This is a genomic window from Priestia sp. D51 (assembly GCF_053345675.1).
Genome location: NZ_JBLTIR010000001.1, coordinates 26,072 through 48,716, shown reverse-complemented (window position 1 = coordinate 48,716; position 22,645 = coordinate 26,072). Strand labels below are relative to the sequence as shown.

Annotated in this window: 28 protein-coding genes and 1 riboswitch; of the genes, 14 read left to right on the top strand and 14 right to left on the bottom strand. The window is 38.5% G+C overall.

The window, feature by feature from the left end; translation table 11 throughout:
• Window positions 1-79: 79 nt before the first annotated feature.
• Window positions 80-235 carry a hypothetical protein gene (locus ACNHOZ_RS00350; RefSeq protein WP_013059527.1) on the bottom strand — a complete coding sequence of 52 codons (156 nt, stop codon included), beginning with the start codon at window positions 233-235 and terminating at the stop codon, window positions 80-82.
• Between the two features lie 12 nt (window positions 236-247).
• Window positions 248-511, bottom strand: a complete 264-nt coding sequence (locus ACNHOZ_RS00345; protein WP_013059528.1) for a YtzC family protein — start codon at window positions 509-511, stop codon at window positions 248-250.
• Window positions 512-680: 169 nt separating this feature from the next.
• Here ACNHOZ_RS00345 and ACNHOZ_RS00340 point away from each other — a divergent pair, with 169 nt between their 5' ends.
• Both ACNHOZ_RS00340 and ACNHOZ_RS00335 read left to right on the top strand, forming a co-directional pair.
• Window positions 681-1,643, top strand: coding sequence for a TIGR01212 family radical SAM protein (locus ACNHOZ_RS00340; RefSeq protein WP_048019675.1), 963 nt, complete (start codon window positions 681-683; stop codon window positions 1,641-1,643).
• Window positions 1,640-2,209 carry a class I SAM-dependent methyltransferase gene (locus ACNHOZ_RS00335; protein WP_028411843.1) on the top strand — a complete coding sequence of 190 codons (570 nt, stop codon included), beginning with the start codon at window positions 1,640-1,642 and terminating at the stop codon, window positions 2,207-2,209. The genes ACNHOZ_RS00340 and ACNHOZ_RS00335 overlap by 4 nt, the downstream gene beginning before the upstream one ends.
• A 12-nt stretch (window positions 2,210-2,221) precedes the next feature.
• On the opposite strand, the gene ACNHOZ_RS00330 is transcribed toward ACNHOZ_RS00335, so the two are convergent.
• Together ACNHOZ_RS00330 and ACNHOZ_RS00325 are read right to left on the bottom strand one after the other, a co-directional pair.
• Window positions 2,222-3,280, bottom strand: a complete 1,059-nt coding sequence (locus tag ACNHOZ_RS00330) for a tetraprenyl-beta-curcumene synthase family protein (protein ID WP_028411844.1) — start codon at window positions 3,278-3,280, stop codon at window positions 2,222-2,224.
• Window positions 3,281-3,311: 31 nt separating this feature from the next.
• A complete protein-coding gene (locus ACNHOZ_RS00325; protein ID WP_063248621.1) occupies window positions 3,312-4,088 on the bottom strand; it encodes an alpha/beta fold hydrolase in 777 nt (258 codons plus the stop codon).
• 107 nt (window positions 4,089-4,195) lie between these two features.
• On the opposite strand from ACNHOZ_RS00325, the gene ACNHOZ_RS00320 reads away from it, so the two are divergent.
• The 3 genes from ACNHOZ_RS00320 to ACNHOZ_RS00310 all read left to right on the top strand — a co-directional run bounded on the left by ACNHOZ_RS00320 (window position 4,196) and on the right by ACNHOZ_RS00310 (window position 6,603).
• Window positions 4,196-4,723 (top strand): gamma carbonic anhydrase, encoded by a 528-nt coding sequence (locus tag ACNHOZ_RS00320; RefSeq protein WP_028411845.1) that lies wholly within the window; start codon window positions 4,196-4,198, stop codon window positions 4,721-4,723.
• A gap of 191 nt (window positions 4,724-4,914) precedes the next feature.
• Window positions 4,915-5,439, top strand: a complete 525-nt coding sequence (locus ACNHOZ_RS00315) for a phosphatase PAP2 family protein (RefSeq protein ID WP_028411846.1) — start codon at window positions 4,915-4,917, stop codon at window positions 5,437-5,439.
• An 18-nt stretch (window positions 5,440-5,457) separates the two neighbouring features.
• Window positions 5,458-6,603, top strand: a complete 1,146-nt coding sequence (locus ACNHOZ_RS00310) for a glycosyltransferase family 4 protein (RefSeq protein WP_049166263.1) — start codon at window positions 5,458-5,460, stop codon at window positions 6,601-6,603.
• 33 nt (window positions 6,604-6,636) lie between these two features.
• Here ACNHOZ_RS00310 and metK read toward each other — a convergent pair whose 3' ends face one another.
• A complete protein-coding gene (gene metK, locus ACNHOZ_RS00305) occupies window positions 6,637-7,839 on the bottom strand; it encodes a methionine adenosyltransferase (RefSeq protein WP_013059536.1) in 1,203 nt (400 codons plus the stop codon).
• A gap of 132 nt (window positions 7,840-7,971) precedes the next feature.
• Window positions 7,972-8,089: riboswitch (SAM riboswitch) on the bottom strand.
• Window positions 8,090-8,462: 373 nt separating this feature from the next.
• Between metK and pckA the strand changes: the two genes are divergently transcribed.
• Window positions 8,463-10,052, top strand: a complete 1,590-nt coding sequence (gene pckA / locus ACNHOZ_RS00300) for a phosphoenolpyruvate carboxykinase (ATP) (RefSeq protein WP_048019673.1) — start codon at window positions 8,463-8,465, stop codon at window positions 10,050-10,052.
• Window positions 10,053-10,086: 34 nt separating this feature from the next.
• Here pckA and ACNHOZ_RS00295 read toward each other — a convergent pair whose 3' ends face one another.
• Complete coding sequence (locus ACNHOZ_RS00295) at window positions 10,087-10,329, bottom strand: DUF2584 domain-containing protein (RefSeq protein ID WP_028411849.1); 243 nt, start codon at window positions 10,327-10,329, stop codon at window positions 10,087-10,089.
• Between the two features lie 54 nt (window positions 10,330-10,383).
• A complete protein-coding gene (locus tag ACNHOZ_RS00290) occupies window positions 10,384-11,166 on the bottom strand; it encodes an alpha/beta hydrolase family protein (RefSeq protein WP_048019672.1) in 783 nt (260 codons plus the stop codon).
• Window positions 11,167-11,338: 172 nt separating this feature from the next.
• Here ACNHOZ_RS00290 and ACNHOZ_RS00285 point away from each other — a divergent pair, with 172 nt between their 5' ends.
• From ACNHOZ_RS00285 to ACNHOZ_RS00275, 3 genes are read left to right on the top strand one after another with little or no spacing between them, the layout of a single operon-like run.
• The gene (locus ACNHOZ_RS00285) at window positions 11,339-12,337 is read left to right on the top strand and encodes an ABC transporter substrate-binding protein (RefSeq protein WP_048019671.1); all 999 of its coding nucleotides are present in this window, start codon (window positions 11,339-11,341) and stop codon (window positions 12,335-12,337) included.
• A gap of 1 nt (window position 12,338) precedes the next feature.
• Window positions 12,339-13,109, top strand: a complete 771-nt coding sequence (locus ACNHOZ_RS00280; RefSeq protein WP_025750714.1) for an ABC transporter ATP-binding protein — start codon at window positions 12,339-12,341, stop codon at window positions 13,107-13,109.
• Window positions 13,096-13,902 carry an ABC transporter permease gene (locus ACNHOZ_RS00275; RefSeq protein ID WP_033579585.1) on the top strand — a complete coding sequence of 269 codons (807 nt, stop codon included), beginning with the start codon at window positions 13,096-13,098 and terminating at the stop codon, window positions 13,900-13,902. The genes ACNHOZ_RS00280 and ACNHOZ_RS00275 overlap by 14 nt, the downstream gene beginning before the upstream one ends.
• 46 nt (window positions 13,903-13,948) lie before the next feature.
• Here ACNHOZ_RS00275 and ytkD read toward each other — a convergent pair whose 3' ends face one another.
• The 5 genes from ytkD to ACNHOZ_RS00250 all read right to left on the bottom strand — a co-directional run bounded on the left by ytkD (window position 13,949) and on the right by ACNHOZ_RS00250 (window position 16,503).
• Window positions 13,949-14,419, bottom strand: coding sequence for an RNA deprotection pyrophosphohydrolase (gene ytkD, locus ACNHOZ_RS00270; RefSeq protein ID WP_034271379.1), 471 nt, complete (start codon window positions 14,417-14,419; stop codon window positions 13,949-13,951).
• 104 nt (window positions 14,420-14,523) lie between these two features.
• Window positions 14,524-14,844, bottom strand: coding sequence for a hypothetical protein (locus tag ACNHOZ_RS00265; RefSeq protein ID WP_028411854.1), 321 nt, complete (start codon window positions 14,842-14,844; stop codon window positions 14,524-14,526).
• A gap of 74 nt (window positions 14,845-14,918) precedes the next feature.
• Window positions 14,919-15,344, bottom strand: a complete 426-nt coding sequence (locus tag ACNHOZ_RS00260; RefSeq protein WP_033579583.1) for a phage holin family protein — start codon at window positions 15,342-15,344, stop codon at window positions 14,919-14,921.
• Between the two features lie 81 nt (window positions 15,345-15,425).
• Window positions 15,426-15,866 carry a Dps family protein gene (locus ACNHOZ_RS00255; RefSeq protein WP_013059546.1) on the bottom strand — a complete coding sequence of 147 codons (441 nt, stop codon included), beginning with the start codon at window positions 15,864-15,866 and terminating at the stop codon, window positions 15,426-15,428.
• A 163-nt stretch (window positions 15,867-16,029) separates the two neighbouring features.
• The gene (locus tag ACNHOZ_RS00250; protein WP_013059547.1) at window positions 16,030-16,503 is read right to left on the bottom strand and encodes an S-ribosylhomocysteine lyase; all 474 of its coding nucleotides are present in this window, start codon (window positions 16,501-16,503) and stop codon (window positions 16,030-16,032) included.
• Between the two features lie 150 nt (window positions 16,504-16,653).
• On the opposite strand from ACNHOZ_RS00250, the gene yidD reads away from it, so the two are divergent.
• Window positions 16,654-16,881 (top strand): membrane protein insertion efficiency factor YidD, encoded by a 228-nt coding sequence (gene yidD / locus ACNHOZ_RS00245; protein ID WP_080754454.1) that lies wholly within the window; start codon window positions 16,654-16,656, stop codon window positions 16,879-16,881.
• A gap of 3 nt (window positions 16,882-16,884) precedes the next feature.
• On the opposite strand, the gene ACNHOZ_RS00240 is transcribed toward yidD, so the two are convergent.
• Window positions 16,885-17,457, bottom strand: a complete 573-nt coding sequence (locus ACNHOZ_RS00240; protein WP_028411855.1) for a beta-class carbonic anhydrase — start codon at window positions 17,455-17,457, stop codon at window positions 16,885-16,887.
• Between the two features lie 119 nt (window positions 17,458-17,576).
• Between ACNHOZ_RS00240 and ACNHOZ_RS00235 the strand changes: the two genes are divergently transcribed.
• Both ACNHOZ_RS00235 and ACNHOZ_RS00230 read left to right on the top strand, forming a co-directional pair.
• Entirely contained in the window at window positions 17,577-18,764 is a 1,188-nt protein-coding gene (locus ACNHOZ_RS00235; RefSeq protein ID WP_080968619.1) for a GTP-binding protein, read from the top strand.
• Window positions 18,765-18,847: 83 nt separating this feature from the next.
• Window positions 18,848-19,807: a metal ABC transporter substrate-binding protein gene (locus ACNHOZ_RS00230; RefSeq protein WP_048019670.1), complete on the top strand. Its 960-nt coding sequence runs from the start codon at window positions 18,848-18,850 to the stop codon at window positions 19,805-19,807.
• Between the two features lie 29 nt (window positions 19,808-19,836).
• On the opposite strand, the gene ACNHOZ_RS00225 is transcribed toward ACNHOZ_RS00230, so the two are convergent.
• On the bottom strand, window positions 19,837-20,082 hold the full coding sequence (locus ACNHOZ_RS00225) for a type B 50S ribosomal protein L31 (RefSeq protein WP_013059552.1): 246 nt from the start codon (window positions 20,080-20,082) through the stop codon (window positions 19,837-19,839).
• Window positions 20,083-20,234: 152 nt separating this feature from the next.
• Here ACNHOZ_RS00225 and ACNHOZ_RS00220 point away from each other — a divergent pair, with 152 nt between their 5' ends.
• Window positions 20,235-21,569 carry a cytochrome ubiquinol oxidase subunit I gene (locus ACNHOZ_RS00220; RefSeq protein WP_028411859.1) on the top strand — a complete coding sequence of 445 codons (1,335 nt, stop codon included), beginning with the start codon at window positions 20,235-20,237 and terminating at the stop codon, window positions 21,567-21,569.
• Window positions 21,570-21,584: 15 nt separating this feature from the next.
• Window positions 21,585-22,622, top strand: coding sequence for a cytochrome d ubiquinol oxidase subunit II (locus tag ACNHOZ_RS00215; RefSeq protein WP_048019669.1), 1,038 nt, complete (start codon window positions 21,585-21,587; stop codon window positions 22,620-22,622).
• Window positions 22,623-22,645: the final 23 nt, after the last annotated feature.

Genomic DNA, 22,645 nt, shown 5'->3' with positions numbered 1-22,645 from the left:
ACAATTTATTTGAAATTCGCTGACTATTTAAAAAGGTGATTTCACATGACAATATCATGCAAAATCACCTTTTTACCGCTTATTTTTGCTTCGAACGAACCGGCTGGGCACGCTTGCTGTTCCGTGCTTTTAATTCTTTTACAGGATCAAAATCTTTTCCTAGCTCAATATCATTGCTGTTGATCCCGTTTTTTGTTTTTTGTTCCGGGTTATTTTGATTTGAACGAGTTGCCATAAAATCCTCTCCTTAATGCTGAGTTGTAATCAATTTATTTTGCAGCTGCTGAACTTGCAGGCGCATGCGATATAGCTGCTCTCTTTGCTGTGCATTTGCACTGTGAGAAAACTCTTCAATTTCTTTATAAGCATTTTCTAATTTTTCCTGTGCTTTTGTATATTCAGTGTCATTGTAATGTTCTTGTTTCATGCCTTCCTGTAACTGACCTTGTCCAAAGCGAATAGCATCTTCACACTGCTGCATAAGTTGATCCACTGCTTGACGAGTTGTCATTGTCTATTCCTCCTATTCGTTCATTTCTGTCTTATTTTGCGCAACTTTACTCCCCTTTACGACAAGAAGAACCTGTTAAATATAAGCATCCTTAAATTTGTTTGGCACTTTTTCACGTTTTTGATACAATTTGTTGATGTATATTGCATGTAAAAAGGAGGTTGCTGATTTGAATCAGACAAACCCATTTCCGTATAAATCTGAAAACAAACGTTATCATACCTGGAATTACCACTTACGTAACCACTTTGGCCATAAGGTATTTAAAGTAGCCTTAGATGGAGGATTTGATTGTCCAAACAGAGACGGCACGGTAGCTCACGGCGGCTGTACGTTTTGCAGCGCTGCCGGTTCAGGAGATTTCGCTGGAAACAGAGCGGATGATCTTGTGACACAATTTAACGAAATCCGTGAAAAAATGCATCATAAATGGAAAGACGGAAAATACGTTGCTTACTTTCAAGCATTCACTAACACTCACGCTCCTGTTGAGGAGCTTCGTGAAAAATATGAAGCGGTCTTAAAGCTTCCCGGAGTTGTTGGGCTTTCTATCGCCACGCGCCCTGACTGTCTCCCCGACGATGTGGTGGAGTACTTGGCTGAATTAAATGAACGAACTTATCTATGGGTAGAACTTGGACTGCAAACTGTTCATGAACGAACTTCACTGCTTATCAACCGGGCACACGATCACCAATGCTATGTAGATGGTGTAGCAAAGCTTCGAAAACACGGTATTCGCGTTTGTTCTCACATCATTAATGGTTTGCCTTTAGAAACACCTGAGATGATGATGGAAACGGTACGGGCAGTAGCAAAATTAGACGTTCAAGGAATTAAGATTCATCTGCTTCATTTACTAAAAGGAACTCCTATGGTCAAACAGTATGAAAAGGGCCTTGTTGAATTTCTTTCATTTGAAGAATATGTAAAGCTTGTATGCGATCAGCTCGAAGTAATCCCTTCTGAGATGATTGTTCATCGTATTACCGGTGATGGACCGATAGACCTCATGATCGGACCGATGTGGAGCGTAAATAAGTGGAGCGTATTAAATGCCATTGATCAAGAGCTCGAACGTCGCCAAAGCTATCAAGGAAAATATTACGAAAAAGAGTTGATGGAAAGATGAAAATAGAACGTATCCTGCCTTTTGCCCGCACGTTGCTCACTAATGCTGTGGCTGAAGGAGATGTCGCGATTGATGCTACAGCAGGAAATGGACATGATACATTGTTCTTAGCCAACTTAGTCGGAGATACAGGTCATGTATATGGATTTGACATTCAGCCCCAAGCCATTCAAGCAACTCAGCAGCGATTGACAGAACATCATGTAGAAAAACGAGTCACGCTTATCCAAGAAAGCCATAGCAATATAAGCATGCTTCCTACTTCTATTAATGGACGAGTGACGGGCGCTGTCTTTAATTTAGGTTATTTACCAGGTGGAGATAAAGACATCGTCACCACTTCTGAAACAACAATTTCTGCAATTGAGCAGTTACTTGATTTGCTAGCACCTGAAGGAGTGATTGTGCTCGTTATTTATCACGGACACGAACAAGGGAAACAAGAAAGAGACGATTTACTAACGTACGTCCAAAATCTGGATCAAAAAGACGTCCATGTTTTACAATATCGCTTCATGAATCAGCAAAACAATCCTCCGTTCATCATTGCTATTGAAAAAAGATAAGCCGTATATGGCTTATCTTTTTAACATTCGGTACAAGCGTCCGTTGATATAGAAAAAGTAGCTGAGTGCTCCCCCCGCTTTGATTAATCGACGTGCATTCACATGAACATGTTTTTGTGCCCTCACTTTTTGATCGGACAAATAAACGCCCAGGAGTCCCTTATAGATAAAGCAGTGAAAGTGATAATCCGGCAGTTTTTTAGCATATTCGTCCGCTTTTACAACAAAATGCAAAAAGCGGTCCATCATTTGCTGATAGTGAGGATAATAAAAACAAAAGTTCAAATCTCCTCCTGCTTTATCTTCTTCTTGGTCAATTAAATAATCGAGTAAAATATGTAAACCTTGAATATAAGGAAAATATCCCGCTTTTATTTTCTCCGTCATTTCTTTGGTCATCTCTTCTTGAAAACTGTAAGCGGCCAAACAAAAAATGCCTAACGTTGAACCAGAGCACGCTGAAAATTCATACCACTCCATTTCAGGAACACTGTGCCGGTGAGCATCAAACCAATTCTCTAATCGTGGAACTCTTTCCTTGATTTCAACATGCTTATGTATTTGCAAATCACAATAATAAGTAGCTAGTTCTAATAAATGTGAAGAGACGATATGGTAATTACAGGCTTTTCGCAAGGACTGCTGACAAGTCTGGACAAGTTCCGCTAAATATCCTCCATCGTCTTTATCCGTTCGAAAACGATAGTAATCCCCAAGAGGTGCATGAGGAGTCAACGCATCTGGCATCGATTCATGTAAGGCTGCAAAATCTTTAGGATCGAGCGAATTGCTGCGGTCACATAAGTTATCTAAGTAATCGCTGATTGTTTGGTAGGCAACGATAAATTTTACGCATTCAATCATGTTTTCTTTCGCTAAAATCGATAGGATGCCGCCTCCTTCACAATGAAAAGTTTTTGTATCGATACTTGCCAATGCTTGAGTGCGTAATTCTTTATTAGGAATCTCTTTTGCCCGTTCCCGCCAATGGTTAAGCTCATGATGAACGACGGGAAACACTTCTCGATAAATTTTTCTCATTAATGAAATAGGACGAGACGGAATCTTCATTTATTTTCACCTCAATTTCTGACAGCACTCATTAAATGTGAAGATCAACAAAGCTTTTCGCGTATGTAAAAACGTATTCTCTTTCAGGCTCATTAAAGATTTCGTGATACAGCTGAGACCATTCTTTGTAGATTTTTTCACTTAGCTCTATTTCATCAAACCACTGTCTAACAATCAGCTTTTCAATAATTTTATCTTCTCCTGCCTGCATCACAAGAAGCGGAACATCCGGCAAACGATCGATATCTTTAAAAGCTAAGTTAACAGCTTGAATCAATTCTCGGTACCATCTTACAGAAACTTTTGTAACGTACAGTGAGTCGTTTTCATCTTCATCTCGAACTTCTTGGTTTCTTGTTGCTTTTTCAACAGTAAGACCCAAATCAAAAAGTTTGTTCGGCATGACTTTATTTAATCCTTTAGATAACATATCTAAGTAAGCTGGTACTTGCTCTTTTAATCCTAGACAAGGTGAGGAAAGAATCGCACCCCATATAGGAAGATTTTTTGTCTGCAGCGTACGAATAACCGCCAGTCCTCCCATACTATGTCCTAACAGGAAAATAGGCAAATCATATTTTTGCGCTTCACGTACCCATTCTTCCACTTCATATACATATTCATCAAAGGATAGGATATGTCCTCTTCTTCTCGTTGTTAAGCCTTGGCCAGGAAGGTCTCCCATGATTACGTGCATTCCAACCGAACGCCACATCTCAATCAGCCAGCGATAGCGCCCGTGATGCTCCGCTGCTCCATGGACCATGACAATAACGCCTTTTGGATTTTCTGCTTCCCATTTATGCATTTGAGTTACTCCTTCTTCCTTTTTTTGTTTACCTGCTTTAAAAACCTTTGTACACTTACATTAGAAGATTTACTACTTTTTTTCAACTAATAAAGGGAGATGATTTGATGATTTATCCGTATAAAGAAAAAATGCCTAATATTGCACCCAGCTGCTTCCTCGCAGACTATGTCACGATTACTGGAGATGTCACCATTGGTGAAGAAAGCAGCATTTGGTTTAACACCGTTATTAGAGGAGATGTTTCGCCTACTATTATCGGGAAACGAGTAAATATACAAGATCAATCAACACTCCATCAAAGCCCAAATGCTCCTTTGCTTATTGAGGATGATGTGACAGTAGGACATCAAGTTATTTTACACAGCTCCATCATCCGCAAACGCGCGCTCATTGGCATGGGCTCTATTATTTTAGACGGTGCGGAAATTGGTGAAGGTGCTTTTATCGGTGCAGGAAGTTTAGTGCCTCCCGGTAAAAAAATACCACCTAATACTCTCGCACTCGGTCGACCTGCTAAAGTAATCCGCACTCTGACTGAGGAGGATTTAAAAGATATGCAGCGCATTCGTACAGAATATGTAGAAAAAGGGCAGTATTATAAGTCTATTAAGAAATCTGATTCTTCATTATAAAGGAAACGTTCCCTCAGAAAGTCATACTGAGGGAATTTTTTTAGTATCTCCACAAACTCTCTAATCATGTTCTATTCTCTCCACAATTGTAAAGAAATTTCCATATTAATTTACATCGTTTTAGTACTGCCTCCACAATTAAAGATTAAACTGAATAATAAAGACGTATTTATTAAAAAGGGAGCGACTCTATGAAAGCCAAGTTAATTCAGTATGTATACGATGCCGAATGCCGATTATTCAAAAGTGTAAATCAACATTTTGATCGAAAGCACTTAAATAGATTTTTACGTTTACTAACTCATGCCGGCGGAGCCACGTTTACCATTGTGATAGCGTGCTTGCTGCTATTTCTGCATCCTTCATCCGTCGCTTACGCCTGTGCCTTTTCTCTAGCCGTTAGCCATATTCCTGTTGCCATTGCTAAGAAGCTATATCCGAGACAACGGCCTTATATTCAACTAAAGCATACAAAAGTATTAGAAAATCCATTAAAAGATCATTCATTTCCATCGGGGCATACAACGGCTATTTTTTCGTTAGTTACCCCTCTGATGATTACTTACCCAGCCTTCGCTGCCGTTCTTTTGCCGCTTGCAGTAACGGTAGGCATTTCAAGAATTTATCTCGGTCTGCACTATCCGACGGATGTCATGGTAGGCCTGATACTCGGCATCTTTTCAGGTGCTGTTTCACTGAACATATTTTTAGTCTAATTGATAGGAGGAGTACTCATGAGAATTGCTTTATTTACAGATACATTTGCTCCGGAAGTTAACGGAGCTGCTAAAACACTTTATCAATTTACTCAGTATGTCAAATCAAAGCAAATTCCCATCCAGGTATTTGCTCCTGAATTTGCTCATAATCGGTCGTTTTCACCGTATGTTCACCGCTCGCCTAGCATGCCGTTTTTCCTTTATCCAAACAGCCGCTTTTCATTGCCAAACGTTCTAAAAATTAAAAAGCAGCTGCAGGAATTCAACCCTTCTCTTATTCATTTGGCCACTCCTTTTACAATGGGGCTTTGCGGCTCCTATTACGGAAAAAGATTAGGTATTCCTCTTGTCGGCTCTTATCATACCAATTTTGATGATTATTTATCTCACTATGAACTTGAAAAAATGCGTGTACCACTGCAAAAATATATGAAATGGTTTTATAAACCTGTACAAAAATTATTCGCTCCCTCCGAAGTGACCAAACAGCAGCTAGAAAAACAAGGGTTTCACAACGTAGCTATTTGGTCGCGAGGGGTAAATCACAAATTGTTCCATCCCCACTATGACCGCTTTGATATTCGTATTAAATATAATATAAAAAAACCCTACATCTTAACGTATGTAGGAAGGTTAGCTAAAGAAAAGAACGCTGATTTTTTACTAAAAATTGCCCGATCTTTACCTGATCATATCCGCCACCAAGTTCACTGGCTTATTGTGGGAGATGGTCCTTTAAAAGAACAAATGCAACAGCAAGCATCTGAGCATATGACATTTACAGGCTTTCTTGAAGGTAAGCAACTTGCTCATATCTATTCTTCATCTGATTTGTTTGTTTTCCCTTCAGAAACAGAAACGTTCGGAAATGTCGTACTGGAGTCTCTTGCTTCTGGAACTCCCGTGGTGGCAGCAAATGCAGGAGGAGTTAAACAGATGGTTCAGCACGGGCGAAACGGCTACCTTTGCAAACCTCACTCCTTAGAAGAATTCAGTTCGGCTATTACAGGTTTACTTGATGATTTGCACCAGCGGCTTCACTTTGGCCATGCAGCTAGACACTATGCTCTTACTCAATCATGGGACGCCATTTTTCAGCATTTGCTTTCAGAATATGAAGATGTCGTAGAAAAATCTGCTGAAGGTATTCAATGGGCATAAAAAAAATCTCCGTTTTCACGGAGATTTTTTTTATTATTTAGCTAAAGCTTGAGTTTTTAATGCTTCAGCTTTGTCTGTGAACTCCCAAGGAAGCTCCACATCTGTACGACCAAAGTGACCGTAAGCTGCTGTTTGCTTATAAATTGGGCGACGTAAATCAAGCATTTTAATGATGCCTGCTGGACGTAGGTCAAAGTTTTTGCGTACTACATCTACTAGTACTTCTTCAGAAACTTTTCCTGTACCGAATGTATCAATTGAAATAGATACTGGCTGTGCAACACCAATTGCATATGCTAGTTGTACTTCACATTTATCAGCAAGATCAGCTGCTACAATGTTTTTCGCAACATAACGAGCTGCATAAGCTGCTGAACGGTCTACTTTTGTTGCGTCCTTACCAGAGAATGCACCGCCGCCGTGACGAGCATATCCGCCGTAAGTATCAACGATAATTTTACGACCAGTTAAACCAGCATCTCCTTGAGGGCCGCCGATTACGAAACGTCCTGTTGGGTTAATGAAATACTTTGTATTTTCATCAATTAACTCATTTGGAACAACTGGATTAATTACATATTCTTTTAAGTTACGTTGAATTTGCTCTAACGTTACTTCTGGGTGATGCTGAGTTGAAATAACAATTGTATCGATGCGAACAGGTTTGTTGTTTTCATCATATTCAACTGTTACTTGTGTTTTACCATCCGGGCGAAGGTAAGGAAGAATTTCTTCTTTACGTACTTCTGTTAGACGGCGAGCAAGTTTATGAGCTAATGAAATTGGAAGAGGCATTAATTCTTTTGTTTCGTTACATGCATAACCAAACATTAACCCTTGGTCTCCAGCTCCGATTGCTTCGATTTCTTCATCGGACATTTGACCTTCACGTGCTTCTAACGCTTGGTCTACACCAGCAGCGATATCAGCTGACTGCTCGTCGATAGATGTTAATACTGCACAAGTTTCAGCATCAAATCCGTATTTTGCACGAGTATAGCCAATTCCTTTAATTGTTTCACGAACTGTTTTAGGAATATCCACGTAAGTAGAAGTTGTAATTTCACCGCTTACTAAAACTAAACCAGTTGTTACGCTTGTTTCACAAGCAACACGAGCATTTGGATCCTTTGCTAGGATAGCATCAAGAATTGAGTCAGAAATTTGGTCACAAATTTTATCGGGATGTCCCTCTGTAACAGATTCTGACGTGAACAGACGACGTTGTGTTGACATCAGTTTTCCTCCTTATAAATACGATACATTGTGATACGGTACTCATTCCCTTATTTTCATTACACGTTAAAAAATATAAAAAAACCTTTCCTTGTATCGAGGAAAGGTATCAAATTCTACATAAGCCTTTCACTCTTATCGATCAAGGTTGTGCCCTTGCATCAGGTTAGCACCTTATCGTCTACACAAAAAAATGACGATGGTTGCTGGGTTTCACAGGGCCTGTCCCTCCACCAGCTCGGGATAAGAGAGTATCCGTTCAAGGACATATAATACATGAAAAAGCGCTTCACTGTCAACAACATTCAAATGGAAATCATCTCTTTATGTTTGAATCTGTTTTAATGTAACATACTCAAATTTAAAAATAGTATACCTTATTAAGAATGATCACGAAGTTTGGTTAACAAGACAGACCAAAAAAAGGCTTTCACTTGAAATAGCTTCACTTTTTTCGCTTCTAGCACATATACATGTGTCTAAAATAGGTATAACGTACATTTTTTTATAATACACAAACATTTTTAGTTAAATAGTATAGAATAATTAAATAAATGTGTTATACTAATTATAAATTTCAAACATTAATGAATAAATAATAGCTAAAAAGGAAGGTAGTGCACATGAGTACTGTTGATATGTCTATCGAATTAAATGGTTTGCTTCAATTAAAAACAACAAAACACCAATTATCTGTTCCACAACTTGTTGAAAAAATTCTAGCTCGACGCGAAGGAACGCTGACTTCTACAGGTGCTGTGTCAGTCGAAACCGGAAAATATACAGGTCGCTCTCCTTTGGATAAATTTATTGTAAGCGATGCTGTATCTTCAAAAACGGTTGAATGGGGACCCGTCAATCAGCCAATTTCTGCTCAGCGATTCGATGCGCTATACAAAAAAGTCTTAACCCACTTAAAGAAGCAGGATGAACTTTTTGTTTTTAATGGATATGCTGGAGCTGATAAAAAATATCAGTTACCAATTCAAGTAGTTAATGAATTTGCATGGCACAACCTATTCGCTCAGCAGTTATTCATTCGCCCTTCAGCTGAACAAAAAACAAATGATGATGTGAAGCCGTTTACAATTGTAGCAGCTCCAACGTTCAAAGCTGATCCTGAAACAGACGGGACGAATTCTGAAACCTTCATTATTCTTTCATTAGAGCGACGCATTGTGCTAATTGGAGGAACTGAATACGCTGGTGAAATGAAAAAATCTATTTTTTCAGTGATGAACTTCTTGCTTCCTCAAAACAATATTCTATCCATGCACTGTTCTGCTAACGTAGGAGAAGAAGGTGACGTTGCATTATTCTTTGGTTTATCTGGAACGGGTAAAACAACGCTTTCTGCTGATGCAAACCGTCGTTTAATCGGAGATGACGAGCACGGTTGGTCAAGCTCTGGTGTATTTAATATTGAAGGGGGCTGCTACGCGAAGTGCATTCAGCTTTCCGAAGAAAAAGAACCGCAAATTTTTAATGCAATTCGCTTCGGCGCAGTACTGGAAAATGTAGTGTTGAATCAAAATACGAAAGTAGCAGATTACAATGATAATAGTTTAACAGAGAATACTCGTGCCGCTTATTCAATTGACTCTATTGATAATACGGTATTGCCAAGCGTTGCTGGGCACCCTACAGCTATTGTCTTTTTAACTGCTGATGCCTTCGGCGTCTTACCTCCAATCAGCAAGCTTACAAAAGAACAAGCGATGTACCATTTTCTGAGCGGATACACTAGTAAGTTAGCTGGAACAGAGCGCGGCGTAACATCGCCACAGGCTACTTTCTCTACATGCTTTGGTGAGCCTTTCTTACCTCTTTCTCCAACAACTTATGCAGAAATGCTAGGAAAGAAAATCGATGAACATAACGTAAATGTCTACCTTGTAAACACTGGATGGACCGGCGGTGAATACGGCGTGGGTGAACGAATGAAGTTAAGTTACACTCGAGCTATGGTTCAAGCAGCTCTTGAAGGAGAACTAGCTAATACCGAAACAGTAACAGATGCTATTTTTGGTTTATCTATTCCAACTCATGTTCCGGGAGTTCCTGATGAAGTGCTTCAGCCTTCTAAAGCATGGAACGATGCAACAGCTTATAACCAAAAAGCAACTGAACTTGCCGCTAAATTCAAAGCGAACTTCAAGCGTTTTAATGATGTCGCATCGGACATTTCAACGTTAGGCGGACCTAGAGTCTAATAAAAAACCGATCGTCTTATAGACGATCGGTTTTTTAGTTAGTCGAATGTAATTTTGTCAGTTCATATGTGACAATGGTTTTTTCCTGCTCCATTTCTACCTTACGCACAACAGCAGTTCCAATACATTCTCCATTTTTCGTTTTGTGAATGTTTAATGGAATATCCAACGGATACAAACGATATCCTTTTTTCTCAACTTGAAAAATGTTATCTGTTACACGCTTTTCGTTGCCTTTTGTCACAATCATTGTATTTAATTCTAGCGGCATCCCCATTTTCTCTCACTCCTCACTGTTATTCTACTTGTTTTTTCTATCGTAGCATATCTTTTATTGCGCTTTCATCCAATTCGTTAACTTCTTTACCGTTTCTCGGTTTTCTTTTGGTGGAAAAGCATGTGGAAAGTTTTCAAAATACCAGCTGGTAACTTTTTTATTGGACTTCTTTAGTTTAGATTCGAGCTGATAGGAATGATCAATTGAGACGTTTTTATCTTCTAAACCATGAATAAGCAAGACCGGCGGCTCGACGAGATGAGCACGATGCAAAGGTGTCCTCCATTCGTATCTTTCAGGATATTTAGAAGGAGTTCCTCCAATCACCCGCTTCATCATTCTTCTTAAATCTTCTCTTTCTTCATATGTCAGCACCATATCCGTGACGCCTCCCCATAGCACAAGAGAACGGCTGTCTTTTTTTTCAATGGCTGTGAGTAAAGCCATCACTCCCCCTCGTGAAAACCCAAAAATATGAATGCGGTCATGGTGGACGTTAGGGAGCTGTTTCAGTAAATCGTAAGCAGCAAAAGCATCGTAACGATCATCTCCTGCAAAATCTTCGTTTCCTTCGCCTCCTTGATTTCCCCTATAGAACGGAGCCATCACAATAAAACCTTGTGAAGCAAATTGAATGAGTCGAGCAGGGCGAACCGTTCCTACGTTCTTAATACCTCCTCTTAAGTATAAAAAGCCGTCATACATTCCTTTTTCTTTTGGCTCTGCAAGCATTCCTTTAATCTTAAGCCCTTGACATGCATATGTAATCACCCACAGCGTCACGCGAGGATTTGATGATGGGAAACGCTGTTTATGAAGAATTGTTCCATCTTTCATTTTTTTCCTCCATTCTTTATATAACTAGCCTACTTTCTTCCGCTAAGGTTTACTTTCAGTCGTTGACTACTACTTCTTTGATTTTCCACATAGTTATATAGGCACTCACCTTCTTCCACTTCTTTACATACATTATCATAAAATATTTTATTACTTTAAGGAGGCTTGCTTTATGAAACCAATTAAATGGCTTTTTTCTTTGCTTGCTATTATGATTTTACTCATTCCACTAATTAGCTGCAGCAAAACAACATCTGTACAAACGGTTCGTGTCGGCGAAGTAACTCGCTCTATCTTTTATGCTCCCCAGTACGTCGCTATTTCAAAAGGCTTTTTTGAAGAAGAAGGACTAAAGGTAGATTTAAAAACAACTTGGGGCGGAGATAAGACAATGACGTCACTTTTATCTGATGGCATCGACGTCGCCTTAGTCGGCTCGGAAACGTCAATCTACGTATATGCACAAGGGTCTAGTGATCCCGTCATCAACTTTGCACAGCTAACCCAAACCGATGGAACATTTCTAGTAGCGCGTAAAAAGGTCAATCAATTTTCATGGGATCAGCTTAAAGGCAAAACGTTTCTTGGTCAACGCAAAGGCGGCATGCCGCAAATGGTAGGGGAATATGTGTTGAAACAGCATAATATTGATCCTAAAAAAGATGTAAAACTCGTTCAAAACATTGATTTTGCTAACGTTGCGAATGCTTTTGCTTCTGGTACTGGAGATTACGTTCAATTATTTGAGCCAACGGCTAGTATTTTAGAGAAACAAGGAAAAGGACATATCGTTGCTTCCTTCGGAAAAGAATCAGGAACAGTTCCTTATACAACATTTATGGCCAAAGAAAGCTATTTAAAAGATAACCCTGAAGCAGCAGCTAAATTTACTCGAGCTATTTACAAAGCACAAAAATGGGTGAATACACATAGCACAGATGAAATTGCTGAAGTGGTTGCACCGTATTTTGAAGATACACCTAAAGACACGCTAAAAACTGTTATTGACCGCTATAAATCGCAAAAATCCTTTGCAACTAACCCTTTATTAGATGAGAAAGAGTGGGATCATTTACAAACAATCATGGACGAATCTGGAGAACTTCCAAGACACATTGATCACAGCAAGCTAGTCAACACAAAATTCGCAAAAGATGCAATGAGGGAGTAATATGACAAAACTTCACATTCAAGATGTTCAACATATGTACCTTACGACAAAGTCTGCTACCACTGCACTTGAACATATTAATTTGTCTATTGAAGAAGGAGAATTCGTTTCCTTTCTCGGCCCAAGCGGATGTGGAAAAACGACGCTTCTATCGATTATTGCAGGCTTGATTGAACCAACGTCAGGCTCTGTCACAATAGACGGTGAAAATATCGGAACATCAGTTCCAAACATCGGTTATATGCTTCAACAAGATTATTTGTTTCCGTGGAAAACCATTAAAGAAAATATTTTACTTGGGCTTGAAATTCGCGGACAGCTAACAGACAAAACGGAGAGTAAAGCACTGCTGCTCCTAAAAGAAATTGGTCTACAAGGCGTAGATGACCTATATCCACACCAGTTATCCGGAGGCATGAGACAACGCGTCGCTTTAGTCCGAACACTTGCCATTGACCCCGCTATTTTACTCTTGGATGAACCTTTTTCAGCACTTGATTTTCAAACAAAACTCAAGCTTGAAGAACTTGTCTCCAAAACACTGATGACTTATCAAAAAACGGCCGTTTTGGTCACGCACGATATCGGCGAAGCCATTGCTATGAGCAGCCGAATCTTTTTATTCTCAGCCAAGCCAGGAAAAATCGCAAAAACATTCACGGTTCCTTCTATTTTACGAACCCTCTCTCCGTTTGAAGCACGACAGCATCCTGTCTATAACGATTTATTTATGGACATATGGAAGGAGCTTGATCAACTTGAAACCCACTAGCTCCCTAGATACTCTTCACGAAAGCTACCTTCGCAAGGTTCGGGGCGAAAAACGATTAGTACTGAGCGTACAGCTGGTCATTTTCTTAGCCTTTTTTAGCTTCTGGGAACTGGCTTCTCGTTTAAAGTGGATTGACCCTTTAATCTTCAGTTCCCCTACTAAAGTATGGCATTTATTTTTAATTAAACTTGCCGACGGCTCGCTGGCAGAACATATTGGTTTTACGTTATTCGAAACAGTTCTTGGCTTCATTTTAGGCACAGTGCTAGGTATTTTACTTGCAACGGCCCTTTGGTATTCAACTAGGCTTGCACATATATTAGACCCTTACCTCGTTATTTTAAACGCCATGCCTAAAGTAGCGCTGGGCCCTATTTTAATTGTAGCAATTGGGCCAGGATTTTTCTCAATTTTAACGATGGGAGCGATTATATCCGTTATCATTACATCCATCGTCGTTTACACAGCCTTTAAAGAAGTGGATCCAAACTATATTAAATTACTAAAAAGCTTCGGGGCAACGAAAACCCGCTGTTTTAAAGAAGCAATTCTTCCAGCTTCCATGCCTGCCATTATTTCCACATTTAAAGTAAACGTCGGTTTATCTTGGGTAGGCGTCATCGTAGGAGAATTTTTAGTTTCTTCAAAAGGGCTTGGATATATGATTATTTATGGTTTCCAAGTCTTCAACTTTACTCTTGTTCTTCTCAGCTTATTATTAATTGCCATTTTCGCTACGATTATGTACCAAGGCGTGGCTTATCTAGAAAAGAAATTGATCCGACGCTCATAAAAAATACCCCCGTACAAACGGGGGTATTTTCGTTGATATGATGCTTTTACAAAAATGTTCGCTTTACATATTTCATTACATACTGCAAAACATTATCTTTCATAATGAAGCTGTACGCATCATCTTGTTGAATGCCCGAAGGTAGTTCGTCAATCATTACGGGACCATCTGTTTCCATGTAGTCTTCTTTTTTAATTACATTTCCAATCGTAGCAAAATAAATATTTTTAATAATGGTCTTTCCTTTACTTACTACTTTATATTGACCAATATAAGTTAAAGAAGAGACTTCTCCGCCTGTTTCTTCAAACACTTCTCGAACCGCTGCTTCTTCTGGTATTTCATTGCCTTCTAGTTTTCCTCCGGGAAATTCTAAACCTCGTTTTGAGTGATTCGTTAGCAACCATTGATTTTCATACCTGCATACGACCCAAACATGACGTGGAGTTTTCGAGAATGGATTTTTTTCAAATGATAAAAATACTTGATTATGATATGCATCCTTAAATGTGTACATGGTCGACTCAAACTCCATTTGATTTTTCCCTTATTTTATCATACATTACGGCCATACCTGATAAGAAAAGTATGCTCGTACTTTTTTTCTTTGCTTTTTACCCCTTATTCCGTTCTATCTGAAGATAAAATATTCATCTGTTTGATATGTGATTTTGTTTCATCGTCTCCCAGCTTATAAAGCATGGCATATATCTCAACTGTTGTTTTATCGTACATATCATTTTGAGAATCATGATGATATTCCAGATACGGAATATGTGATCGCCAAAAGCTTGACCAATCGCTTGAAGCGCGCTGATCTAAATAGATTCTCAGCTGCTCCACTTCTTCATCTGTTGCTTCAATCGCATAATTCCAATCTGAAGCAGTATTTGACTGATTGATTTCTCCTGAACTCAGAGATACATAATATTTTTTTGTCATGAAAGATATTCAGCTCCTTCTTTCTAGTGCCAACTTATCTTTCTTATGTGTATCTTATTCTTTTTTTATACACTCTACGATTTAAAGCGGTCTTTTAAAATCGCTATTGCTTTTTTTAACGGCTCTGGAATCGGAACCCCTACAATTCTTGCGTTTTCTGTAATTGAAATCATTTCGTTTAAAATATAGAACAAAATAGCTCCATCTCGAATAATATGACCGTTTTCCCAAAATACAGAATCGATAAAGTTTGCTACAGCAATCATGGCAAAAATAAAAATTTTTTTGGCAATCCCTTTAAAACCTACTTTGCTAGATAAACGTTTATTTATAAAAGCTGCAATCGTGCCTGTCAAGTAATCCATCGCCACTAATGCTACTAAAGCCATTAGTAAATAGTCCCACTCTCCAAATAAAAAAAAAGCCAGTGAACCTAAACTTGAAATTATCAAGACAGAAAGCTTCTGCATATCCACTTTTTTCACCCTTTCAGAAGTCATATCCCTACAGTATATGCCGGTGAAAAAAAAGTGTTCGTCCATCTTATCATAAAAAAACCTGCGATTGCTCGCAGGTTTTACTTACTTGCCTAGGAATGACTTTAACATCCACGTATGTTTTTCTAAGCTTTGATGAATAGCTAACAGCATGTCTCCTGTTGTTTCATCGCCCGCTTCACCGGCTGCATCCATTCCTTCTTTTAATTCAGCAGTTAGCGTATCAAAATCGCTTACTAAAGAAGCAACCATGTCTTTAGCCGTTTCGCTTCCATCCGCTTCTTTAATAGAAGAAAGCTCTAACGATTCTTTCATTGTTGCCACAGGTTTTCCTTCTAGTGCTAAAAGGCGTTCTGCAAGGTCATCAATAATTGTAGCTGTTTCCGTATACAGCTCTTCAAACTTTTCATGAAGAGTGAAGAATTGTTCACCTTTCACGTACCAATGAAAATTATGAAGTTTTATGTACATTACACTAAAGTTTGCCACTTGTTTATTAACAATTTCATTTACATTTGCTGCCATGTTGTTCGCTCCTTTATGAACTCTTTATATAGTATAGTTGTACCCTTTTTTAGTTGATTAAAACATTTTTTTCATAAAAAGAGACATTTCCCTTTCTTTAGACTCAGAGAAACGTCTTCATCTTTTTCCAAATAAAATAAGCAGCCCAGCGGACTGCTTATTTTTAGCCAAATACTTTTTCTAAATCTTCTTTGTCCTGTTCTAACCAGAACTTCATCAAGCGTTTTGCTCCTTCTAAATCGTGAAGTTTTGCTTGACCGCACTGTTTTTCATTTGCTGCTGGAATTTCAGTAATGTTAATTGCATCTTTTAGCGTATCGTCCAACAAATCAATAATTTCACGTACAGTCGGCTCCCCGCTCACTACTAAGTAGTATCCCGTTTGACATCCCATAGGCGAAATATCAATAATATCAAAGTGATCGTATTTTTCTACATGAGTACGAATATTAAAAGCTAATAAATGCTCTAACGTATGAATAACGTCCGGCTTCATTGCTTGTTTGTTTGGTTGGCAAAAACGAATATCGAATTTATTTACAACGCCGTCGCTTCCCACTTTGTGAACACCGCAGTGTCTTACGTAAGGTGCTTTAACTGCATTATGATCTAGCTCAAAACTTTCTACTGATGGCATAATACCACTCCTTTTTTCTTCTTTCACCTATCATAACATGCAATTCCGATATATTTCATCCATTTAATAACCTTTATTTCTTTTAGTTGCTTTTTATTCCTTCTATCCCTTATAGTATGAGCAAACACGAAAGAAAGAACGTGATAATAAATGATTGCAAAGCTTTTGCTTTTACTTATAAAAGGATATCAAAAAGGAATTTCGCCTTTTCTTCCGGCAAGGTGCCGGTTTTACCCTACTTGCTCCCAGTACGGAGTTGAATCCATTAAACGCTTTGGTGCCGTAAAGGGATCTTATTTGACTATAAAACGCATTTTAAAATGCCACCCGTTCCATCCGGGTGGCATCGATGAAGTACCTGAGAAAAAATCACACTAAGCTTTAGTTGTTTTCGATTGCTTCATACCCATTTACAACAACATCTAGCTTTCCTGTATTTGGATCAATAACTAGTCCATGTACAGGAGTATCTTTTGAAAATAGAGGATGATTACGAATTGTCTCTACACTATGCTGAACAGTCTCTTCTACTGAATCAAAACCCGTTAACCATTTTTTCAAGTCCATAGAATATTCAATGGTATTAATCACTTCATCTGAGATGCCTTTTGCTCTTACTTTCTCTAAAAAAGGTTCCGCCTGAAGTTTACCTGCTCCGCAGTCATGGTGACCAATTACACATACCTCATCAGCTTGTAGCTCGTACACAGCTACTAAAATGCTTCGCATAATACTTCCAAATGGATGTGAAACAAGTGCTCCTGCATTTTTAACAATTTTCACGTCTCCGTTACGCAGATTTAAAGCGTGCGGAAGCAATTCTACCAATCTTGTGTCCATACACGATAAAATAACCATTTTTTTATTAGGGAATTTGCTTGTTTCGTAAAGTTCATACTTCTTTTCTTCTACAAATTTTTTGTTGAATTCTAAAACATCTTGTAATAAGCTCATTTGCTGTCTTCTCCTTCATAAAAAAAATTCTTTCTTGTATTATAATACTTTTTCCTATAAGATGAAAAGTGTTAAATCGTAATCATTATTATTTAAAGATAAGAAAGTAGGTTATAACAGTGAAAAAAATTCCCGTTACCGTTTTAAGCGGATACCTTGGGTCAGGTAAAACAACTCTTTTGAACCATATTTTAAAAAATAAAGAAGGTTTAAAGGTCGCGGTCATTGTCAATGACATGAGCGAAGTAAATATTGATGCAGACTTAGTTAAACAAGGCGGATTTTCTCGAACAGAAGAAAAACTTGTTGAAATGCAAAATGGCTGTATTTGCTGTACGCTTCGAGATGATTTAATGAAAGAGGTAGAACGCCTCGCTGACAATGATGATATTGATTATATTGTCATTGAATCTTCCGGAATCAGCGAACCTATCCCTGTTGCTCAAACATTTACTTATATTGATGAAGAGCTTGGCATTGATTTAACTCAGAAATGTTCATTAGATACGATGGTCACTGTAGTAGATGCTAATCGCTTTTGGAAAGACTTTTCATCCGGCGAAAGCTTATTAGACCGCAAAGAAGGAACGGATGAAAACGATAAAAGAGAAGTGGTTGATTTATTAATCGATCAAATTGAATTTGCAAACGTCATTTTATTAAACAAAGTTGATTTGTTAACAAAAGATGATGCAGATGAGCTGCAGGCTGTTCTTCACAAATTAAACTCAGAGGCCACTGTTATCCAAACAATTAATAGTGAGGTAAAACTTGAAGCCATACTTCATACCGACTTATTCGACTTTGAAAAAGCTAGTCAAGGAGCCGGGTGGATTAAAGAATTAAATGAAGAACACCATACGCCTGAAACAGAAGAGTTTGGTATTTCTTCTTTTGTATATAGAAGGAATCGTCCCCTTCATCCTGAACGCTTTATGAAATGGTTAGAGGACTGGCCGGTTGATATTGTACGTGCAAAAGGATTTTTCTGGCTTGCTTCACGTAACCATATGGCAGGACTTCTTTCTCAAGCAGGTACGTCCATTATGATTCAAGGAGCGGGTGAATGGGTCGCAACGTACACAGCAGAGGAAAGGGAACAAACCTTAAAGGAAGAACCTGAATTACGAGCAAAATGGGATGAACAATTTGGAGACCGTATTAACGAGCTTGTATTGATTGGTATTGATATGAACAAAGCTGAAATAATTGAAACTTTAGACCACTGTTTGCTGACAAATGAGGAAATGAATCAAGATTGGGCTACTTTCAAAGACCCCCTTCCTAAGTTTACAGTAAGTACGTAAATTTTTAGTTTTCAAATCGTAATAATTACGATATAATAACATAGGTCATAAATGGTTACGATACGAACGGAAGGAGCAACATAATGAAATTCAAACCACTTTTAATGGTGCTGGCATTAGGAATTGGAACAGCCCTTGCAGGGTGCAGTTCAAGCAGTGCAAATAACGCATCTGATAATAAAAATAAAAAATTAGAAGTTTACACAACAATTTACCCTTTACAGGATTTCACTGAAAAAATCGGTGGAAAATATGTAGAAGCTAAAAGCATTTTACCAACGGGTGTAGATGCTCACTCATTTGAACCTACCACAAAAACAATGGTCAAAATCGCAAACGCGGACGCATTCGTTTACTCAGGAATTGGGCTTGAAGGCTTTGCAGATAAAGCACAGTCTACGCTAAAGAATGAAGATGTCGCTTTAGTAGAAGCTGCAAAAGGAATTGAACTAGCAAAGAGTTCTGAAGATGAGCATGCCCATGAGGACGAACATGCACATGAAGAAGAGCATCACCACGGAGATACAGACCCTCACGTTTGGCTTGATCCTATTTTAGCTATTCAATTAGCAGAAAATATTAAAAATGAACTTGTTGAATTAAAACCAGATAAAAAAGCAGAATTTGAAAAGAACTTCCAATCCTTAAAGACTCAGCTTGAAGATGTGGACCAAGAGTTAAAAACAACGATTGGCGACGCACCTCATAAAGAAATTTTAGTATCACATGCAGCCTACGGCTACTGGGAAAAACGATACGGATTAAAGCAAATTAGCGTAGCGGGTTTATCTCCTACAAATGAGCCGTCTCAAAAACAATTAGAAAACATCGTAAAACAAGCAAAAAAAGACCATATCAAATACTTTATCTTTGACCAAAATTTAAAGCCTAAAGTGTCTACACTTGTAAAAAATGAAGTGGGAGCTCAAGCTTTAACACTTCATAACTTAGAGTCATTAACGAAAAACGATGTTAAAAATAAAGAAGATTATTTCTCCATTATGCAACACAACATTGATACGTTGAAAAAAGCATTATATTAATAAAAAAACTAGCCTCCCGGCTAGTTTTTTTATTGTAATTTATATTTTTGCTTAAAGCGTTCCACACGGCCGCCTTTATCAGCAAATTTTTGTTTTCCTGTATAAAATGGATGTGTATCCGAACTAATTTCAACTTTTAAAAGCGGATATGTGTTGCCATCTTCCCATTGGACGGTCTCATTTGATTGTTTTGTAGATCCTGATAAAAATGATGTTCCGCTATTTGTATCCATAAACACAACTTTACGATAGTCTGGATGAATATTTGTTTTCATTAAATATCTCTCCTTTAAAACAATATATACTTATTATAATCGTAATGATTACTATTTTCAAGTTATATGTTTTACCAATTCTGATGCATAAAGCGTGGTAAAAAGTGGACAATAAGGTTTATCAATACTTTACTGGAAAGGTTGAAAAATGAATGGATCATTTAGTTACTGCACGTTCAATGTTTGGTCTGAACATGGGAGTACATATCATTTTTGCCACTCTTGGCGTCGGCATTCCTCTCATGATTTTATTGGCTGAAATTCTTTACTACAAAACAAAAGATAAAGATTATGAACTTATGGCACAGCGCTGGACAAAAGGAGCTGCTGTCCTGCTTGGAGTCGCTATTCCTACGGGAACGATTGCTGGTGTGCAATTAGCGTTGCTTTGGCCGGGTTTTATGGAAATCGTAGGAAAAGTGATGGCTCTTCCTTTTCAAATTGAAATTTATGCTTTCTTTATTGAGGCTCTTTTTCTCTCTATTTACGTATACGCAGCGGACCGTATTTCTCGAAAAATGAGGATTATCAGTCTCATTTTAGTAGCAATAGGCGCTCTTGCCTCTGCCGTTTTAATTACAAACGTGCACGCATTTGAAGGAACACCTGCTGGCTTTCGAATTTTAAATGGCGAAATTGTAAGCGTAGATCCTTGGGCAGCTTTCTTTAATCCGAGTTTCTTTGTAACGTCCGGTCACGTAGCCGTTTCTGCTTATACAACCGGAGGCTTTGTCATTGCTTCAGTCGCTGCCTTTAAAATGCTTCGTGCGCGAAAACATAATCCAAGAGAATATAAATTTCATCATAAAGCATTGATGATGGGATTAGTAATCGGCGGGATTTTTTCTTTTGTAACAGCTTTGAATGGACATGAATCGATGCAAAAAGTATACGAATATCAACCCGAAAAACTTGCAGCAGCTGAAGGTCTATTTGAAACGCAAGATCATGCGCCATTAGCTTTAGGCGGATTTACAGATGAAAAAGAACAGCGAGTCAAGTATGGCATTGAGTTTCCATGGATGCTCAGCTTCTTGTCGGGTAATAGCTTTAATACAGTGATTACTGGACTCAATGACTTCCCTAGAGATTATTGGCCGCCGCTTTTTGTGCATACCTTGTTTAACGGTATGGTCATTATCGGATCGATTTTAATTTTAGTGGCGCTAGTGGGCGTTGTTTGGTACAAGTTTTTAAAGAAGAAAAGCTTCCCTAAAGTTTTCATGTGGGCATTTGTCGCAACGGGCCCTCTCGCGATTATGGGCATTGAATTCGGATGGATTTTCGCATGTACAGGCAGACAACCCTGGGTCATTTACCGCATCATGCGTACATCAGAAGCCGTTACTACTTCTGCTAATTTGCATATTTTATTTTTCTTGTTTTTGCTTGTTTATATCGTACTCGTGGCCGCAGTCGCCCTTGTACTGGTGTTTTATTTTAGACGAAATCCGCTTTCTAAAGAGCTTGCTGCGCAAGCAGATTAAAAAGGATGTGAGAATATGGGTGATTCATTACTAGCAATTACTGTAATATGGGGCTTCATTTTTATCTATGCTGTAATGGGAACGATGGACTTTGGAGCTGGTTTTTGGTCGATGGTCTATATTAACCGTACGAAAACAAATGCTACAGATGTAGCAAACAGATATCTATCGCCTACTTGGGAAGTAACCAATGTATTTATCGTTGCGATTGTTGTTGCGCTGTTTAGCTTTTTTCCGCGAGCTACATTTACGCTTGGAACAGTGCTACTAGTACCGGGGAGTATCATTTTACTTCTCTTATCTATTCGAAGCGGATTTTTAGTGTTTTCACACTATGCTGGCAGCTTCAAATATCGGAGAGCGTTGGTTTATGTATCTGGTATATCTGGCGTATTAATTCCTGCTTTTTTAATCGCCGTACTGCCCGTAAGTCAAGGTGGATTTATTGATGTAATTGACGGAACGCAGCGATTAAATTTAGCAAAAGTGTTTTCAAGTCCGCACGTCTATTCATTTATTGGTTTTGCCATTACCTCTTCCCTGTTTCTGTCGTCTCTTTTATTAGCAGATTACTCGAAGTCATCTGACGAAATGGAAGCTTATGCGGTCTATCGGCGCGATGCGCTCATTACAGGACCTCTTTCACTGCTAATGGCTATCTTTATTATGATTACAATGCAATCAGAAGCCAGCTGGTTATATGATAAAATGATGCAGTTTAAGCCTCTTCTTTACGGGTCTGTAGGTCTATTTGTAGTAGCTGGTATTGCTCTGCTGCTGCCTTCTCAAAAAGGAAAAGGAATGCCTCGTTTAGCCGTGGTATCAATCGTCCTTCAATATTTCTTAGCAAGTTACGTATACGGACGAAGTCATTTACCGTATGTCGTGTATCCAAACGTAACGATTGAGAATGGATTTACACATCCCGATGCGTTCCATTCGTTATTTATTGTGTATATTGTTGGCTTTGCGATTTTATTTCCTGGATTCTTTTATTTCTGGCGTCTATTTATGAAAGATAATAAAGAATACAGCAAAAAGAAGCCATATTAAAAACCCGGTCAGCACTTGACCGG

Excerpts from the sequence above, each read along its gene's own strand:
- ACNHOZ_RS00350 (WP_013059527.1), bottom strand. The coding sequence starts at position 235 with ATGGCAACTCGTTCAAATCAAAATAACCCGGAACAAAAAACAAAAAAC.
- ACNHOZ_RS00345 (WP_013059528.1), bottom strand. The coding sequence starts at position 511 with ATGACAACTCGTCAAGCAGTGGATCAACTTATGCAGCAGTGTGAAGAT.
- ACNHOZ_RS00335 (WP_028411843.1), top strand. The coding sequence starts at position 1,640 with ATGAAAATAGAACGTATCCTGCCTTTTGCCCGCACGTTGCTCACTAAT.
- ACNHOZ_RS00330 (WP_028411844.1), bottom strand. The coding sequence starts at position 3,280 with ATGAAGATTCCGTCTCGTCCTATTTCATTAATGAGAAAAATTTATCGA.
- ACNHOZ_RS00325 (WP_063248621.1), bottom strand. The coding sequence starts at position 4,088 with ATGCATAAATGGGAAGCAGAAAATCCAAAAGGCGTTATTGTCATGGTC.
- ACNHOZ_RS00320 (WP_028411845.1), top strand. The coding sequence starts at position 4,196 with ATGATTTATCCGTATAAAGAAAAAATGCCTAATATTGCACCCAGCTGC.
- ACNHOZ_RS00315 (WP_028411846.1), top strand. The coding sequence starts at position 4,915 with ATGAAAGCCAAGTTAATTCAGTATGTATACGATGCCGAATGCCGATTA.
- ACNHOZ_RS00310 (WP_049166263.1), top strand. The coding sequence starts at position 5,458 with ATGAGAATTGCTTTATTTACAGATACATTTGCTCCGGAAGTTAACGGA.
- metK (WP_013059536.1), bottom strand. The coding sequence starts at position 7,839 with ATGTCAACACAACGTCGTCTGTTCACGTCAGAATCTGTTACAGAGGGA.
- pckA (WP_048019673.1), top strand. The coding sequence starts at position 8,463 with ATGAGTACTGTTGATATGTCTATCGAATTAAATGGTTTGCTTCAATTA.
- ACNHOZ_RS00295 (WP_028411849.1), bottom strand. The coding sequence starts at position 10,329 with ATGGGGATGCCGCTAGAATTAAATACAATGATTGTGACAAAAGGCAAC.
- ACNHOZ_RS00290 (WP_048019672.1), bottom strand. The coding sequence starts at position 11,166 with ATGAAAGATGGAACAATTCTTCATAAACAGCGTTTCCCATCATCAAAT.
- ACNHOZ_RS00285 (WP_048019671.1), top strand. The coding sequence starts at position 11,339 with ATGAAACCAATTAAATGGCTTTTTTCTTTGCTTGCTATTATGATTTTA.
- ACNHOZ_RS00280 (WP_025750714.1), top strand. The coding sequence starts at position 12,339 with ATGACAAAACTTCACATTCAAGATGTTCAACATATGTACCTTACGACA.
- ytkD (WP_034271379.1), bottom strand. The coding sequence starts at position 14,419 with ATGTACACATTTAAGGATGCATATCATAATCAAGTATTTTTATCATTT.
- ACNHOZ_RS00265 (WP_028411854.1), bottom strand. The coding sequence starts at position 14,844 with ATGACAAAAAAATATTATGTATCTCTGAGTTCAGGAGAAATCAATCAG.
- ACNHOZ_RS00260 (WP_033579583.1), bottom strand. The coding sequence starts at position 15,344 with ATGACTTCTGAAAGGGTGAAAAAAGTGGATATGCAGAAGCTTTCTGTC.
- ACNHOZ_RS00255 (WP_013059546.1), bottom strand. The coding sequence starts at position 15,866 with ATGGCAGCAAATGTAAATGAAATTGTTAATAAACAAGTGGCAAACTTT.
- ACNHOZ_RS00250 (WP_013059547.1), bottom strand. The coding sequence starts at position 16,503 with ATGCCATCAGTAGAAAGTTTTGAGCTAGATCATAATGCAGTTAAAGCA.
- yidD (WP_080754454.1), top strand. The coding sequence starts at position 16,654 with ATGATTGCAAAGCTTTTGCTTTTACTTATAAAAGGATATCAAAAAGGA.
- ACNHOZ_RS00240 (WP_028411855.1), bottom strand. The coding sequence starts at position 17,457 with ATGAGCTTATTACAAGATGTTTTAGAATTCAACAAAAAATTTGTAGAA.
- ACNHOZ_RS00230 (WP_048019670.1), top strand. The coding sequence starts at position 18,848 with ATGAAATTCAAACCACTTTTAATGGTGCTGGCATTAGGAATTGGAACA.
- ACNHOZ_RS00225 (WP_013059552.1), bottom strand. The coding sequence starts at position 20,082 with ATGAAAACAAATATTCATCCAGACTATCGTAAAGTTGTGTTTATGGAT.
- ACNHOZ_RS00220 (WP_028411859.1), top strand. The coding sequence starts at position 20,235 with ATGGATCATTTAGTTACTGCACGTTCAATGTTTGGTCTGAACATGGGA.
- ACNHOZ_RS00215 (WP_048019669.1), top strand. The coding sequence starts at position 21,585 with ATGGGTGATTCATTACTAGCAATTACTGTAATATGGGGCTTCATTTTT.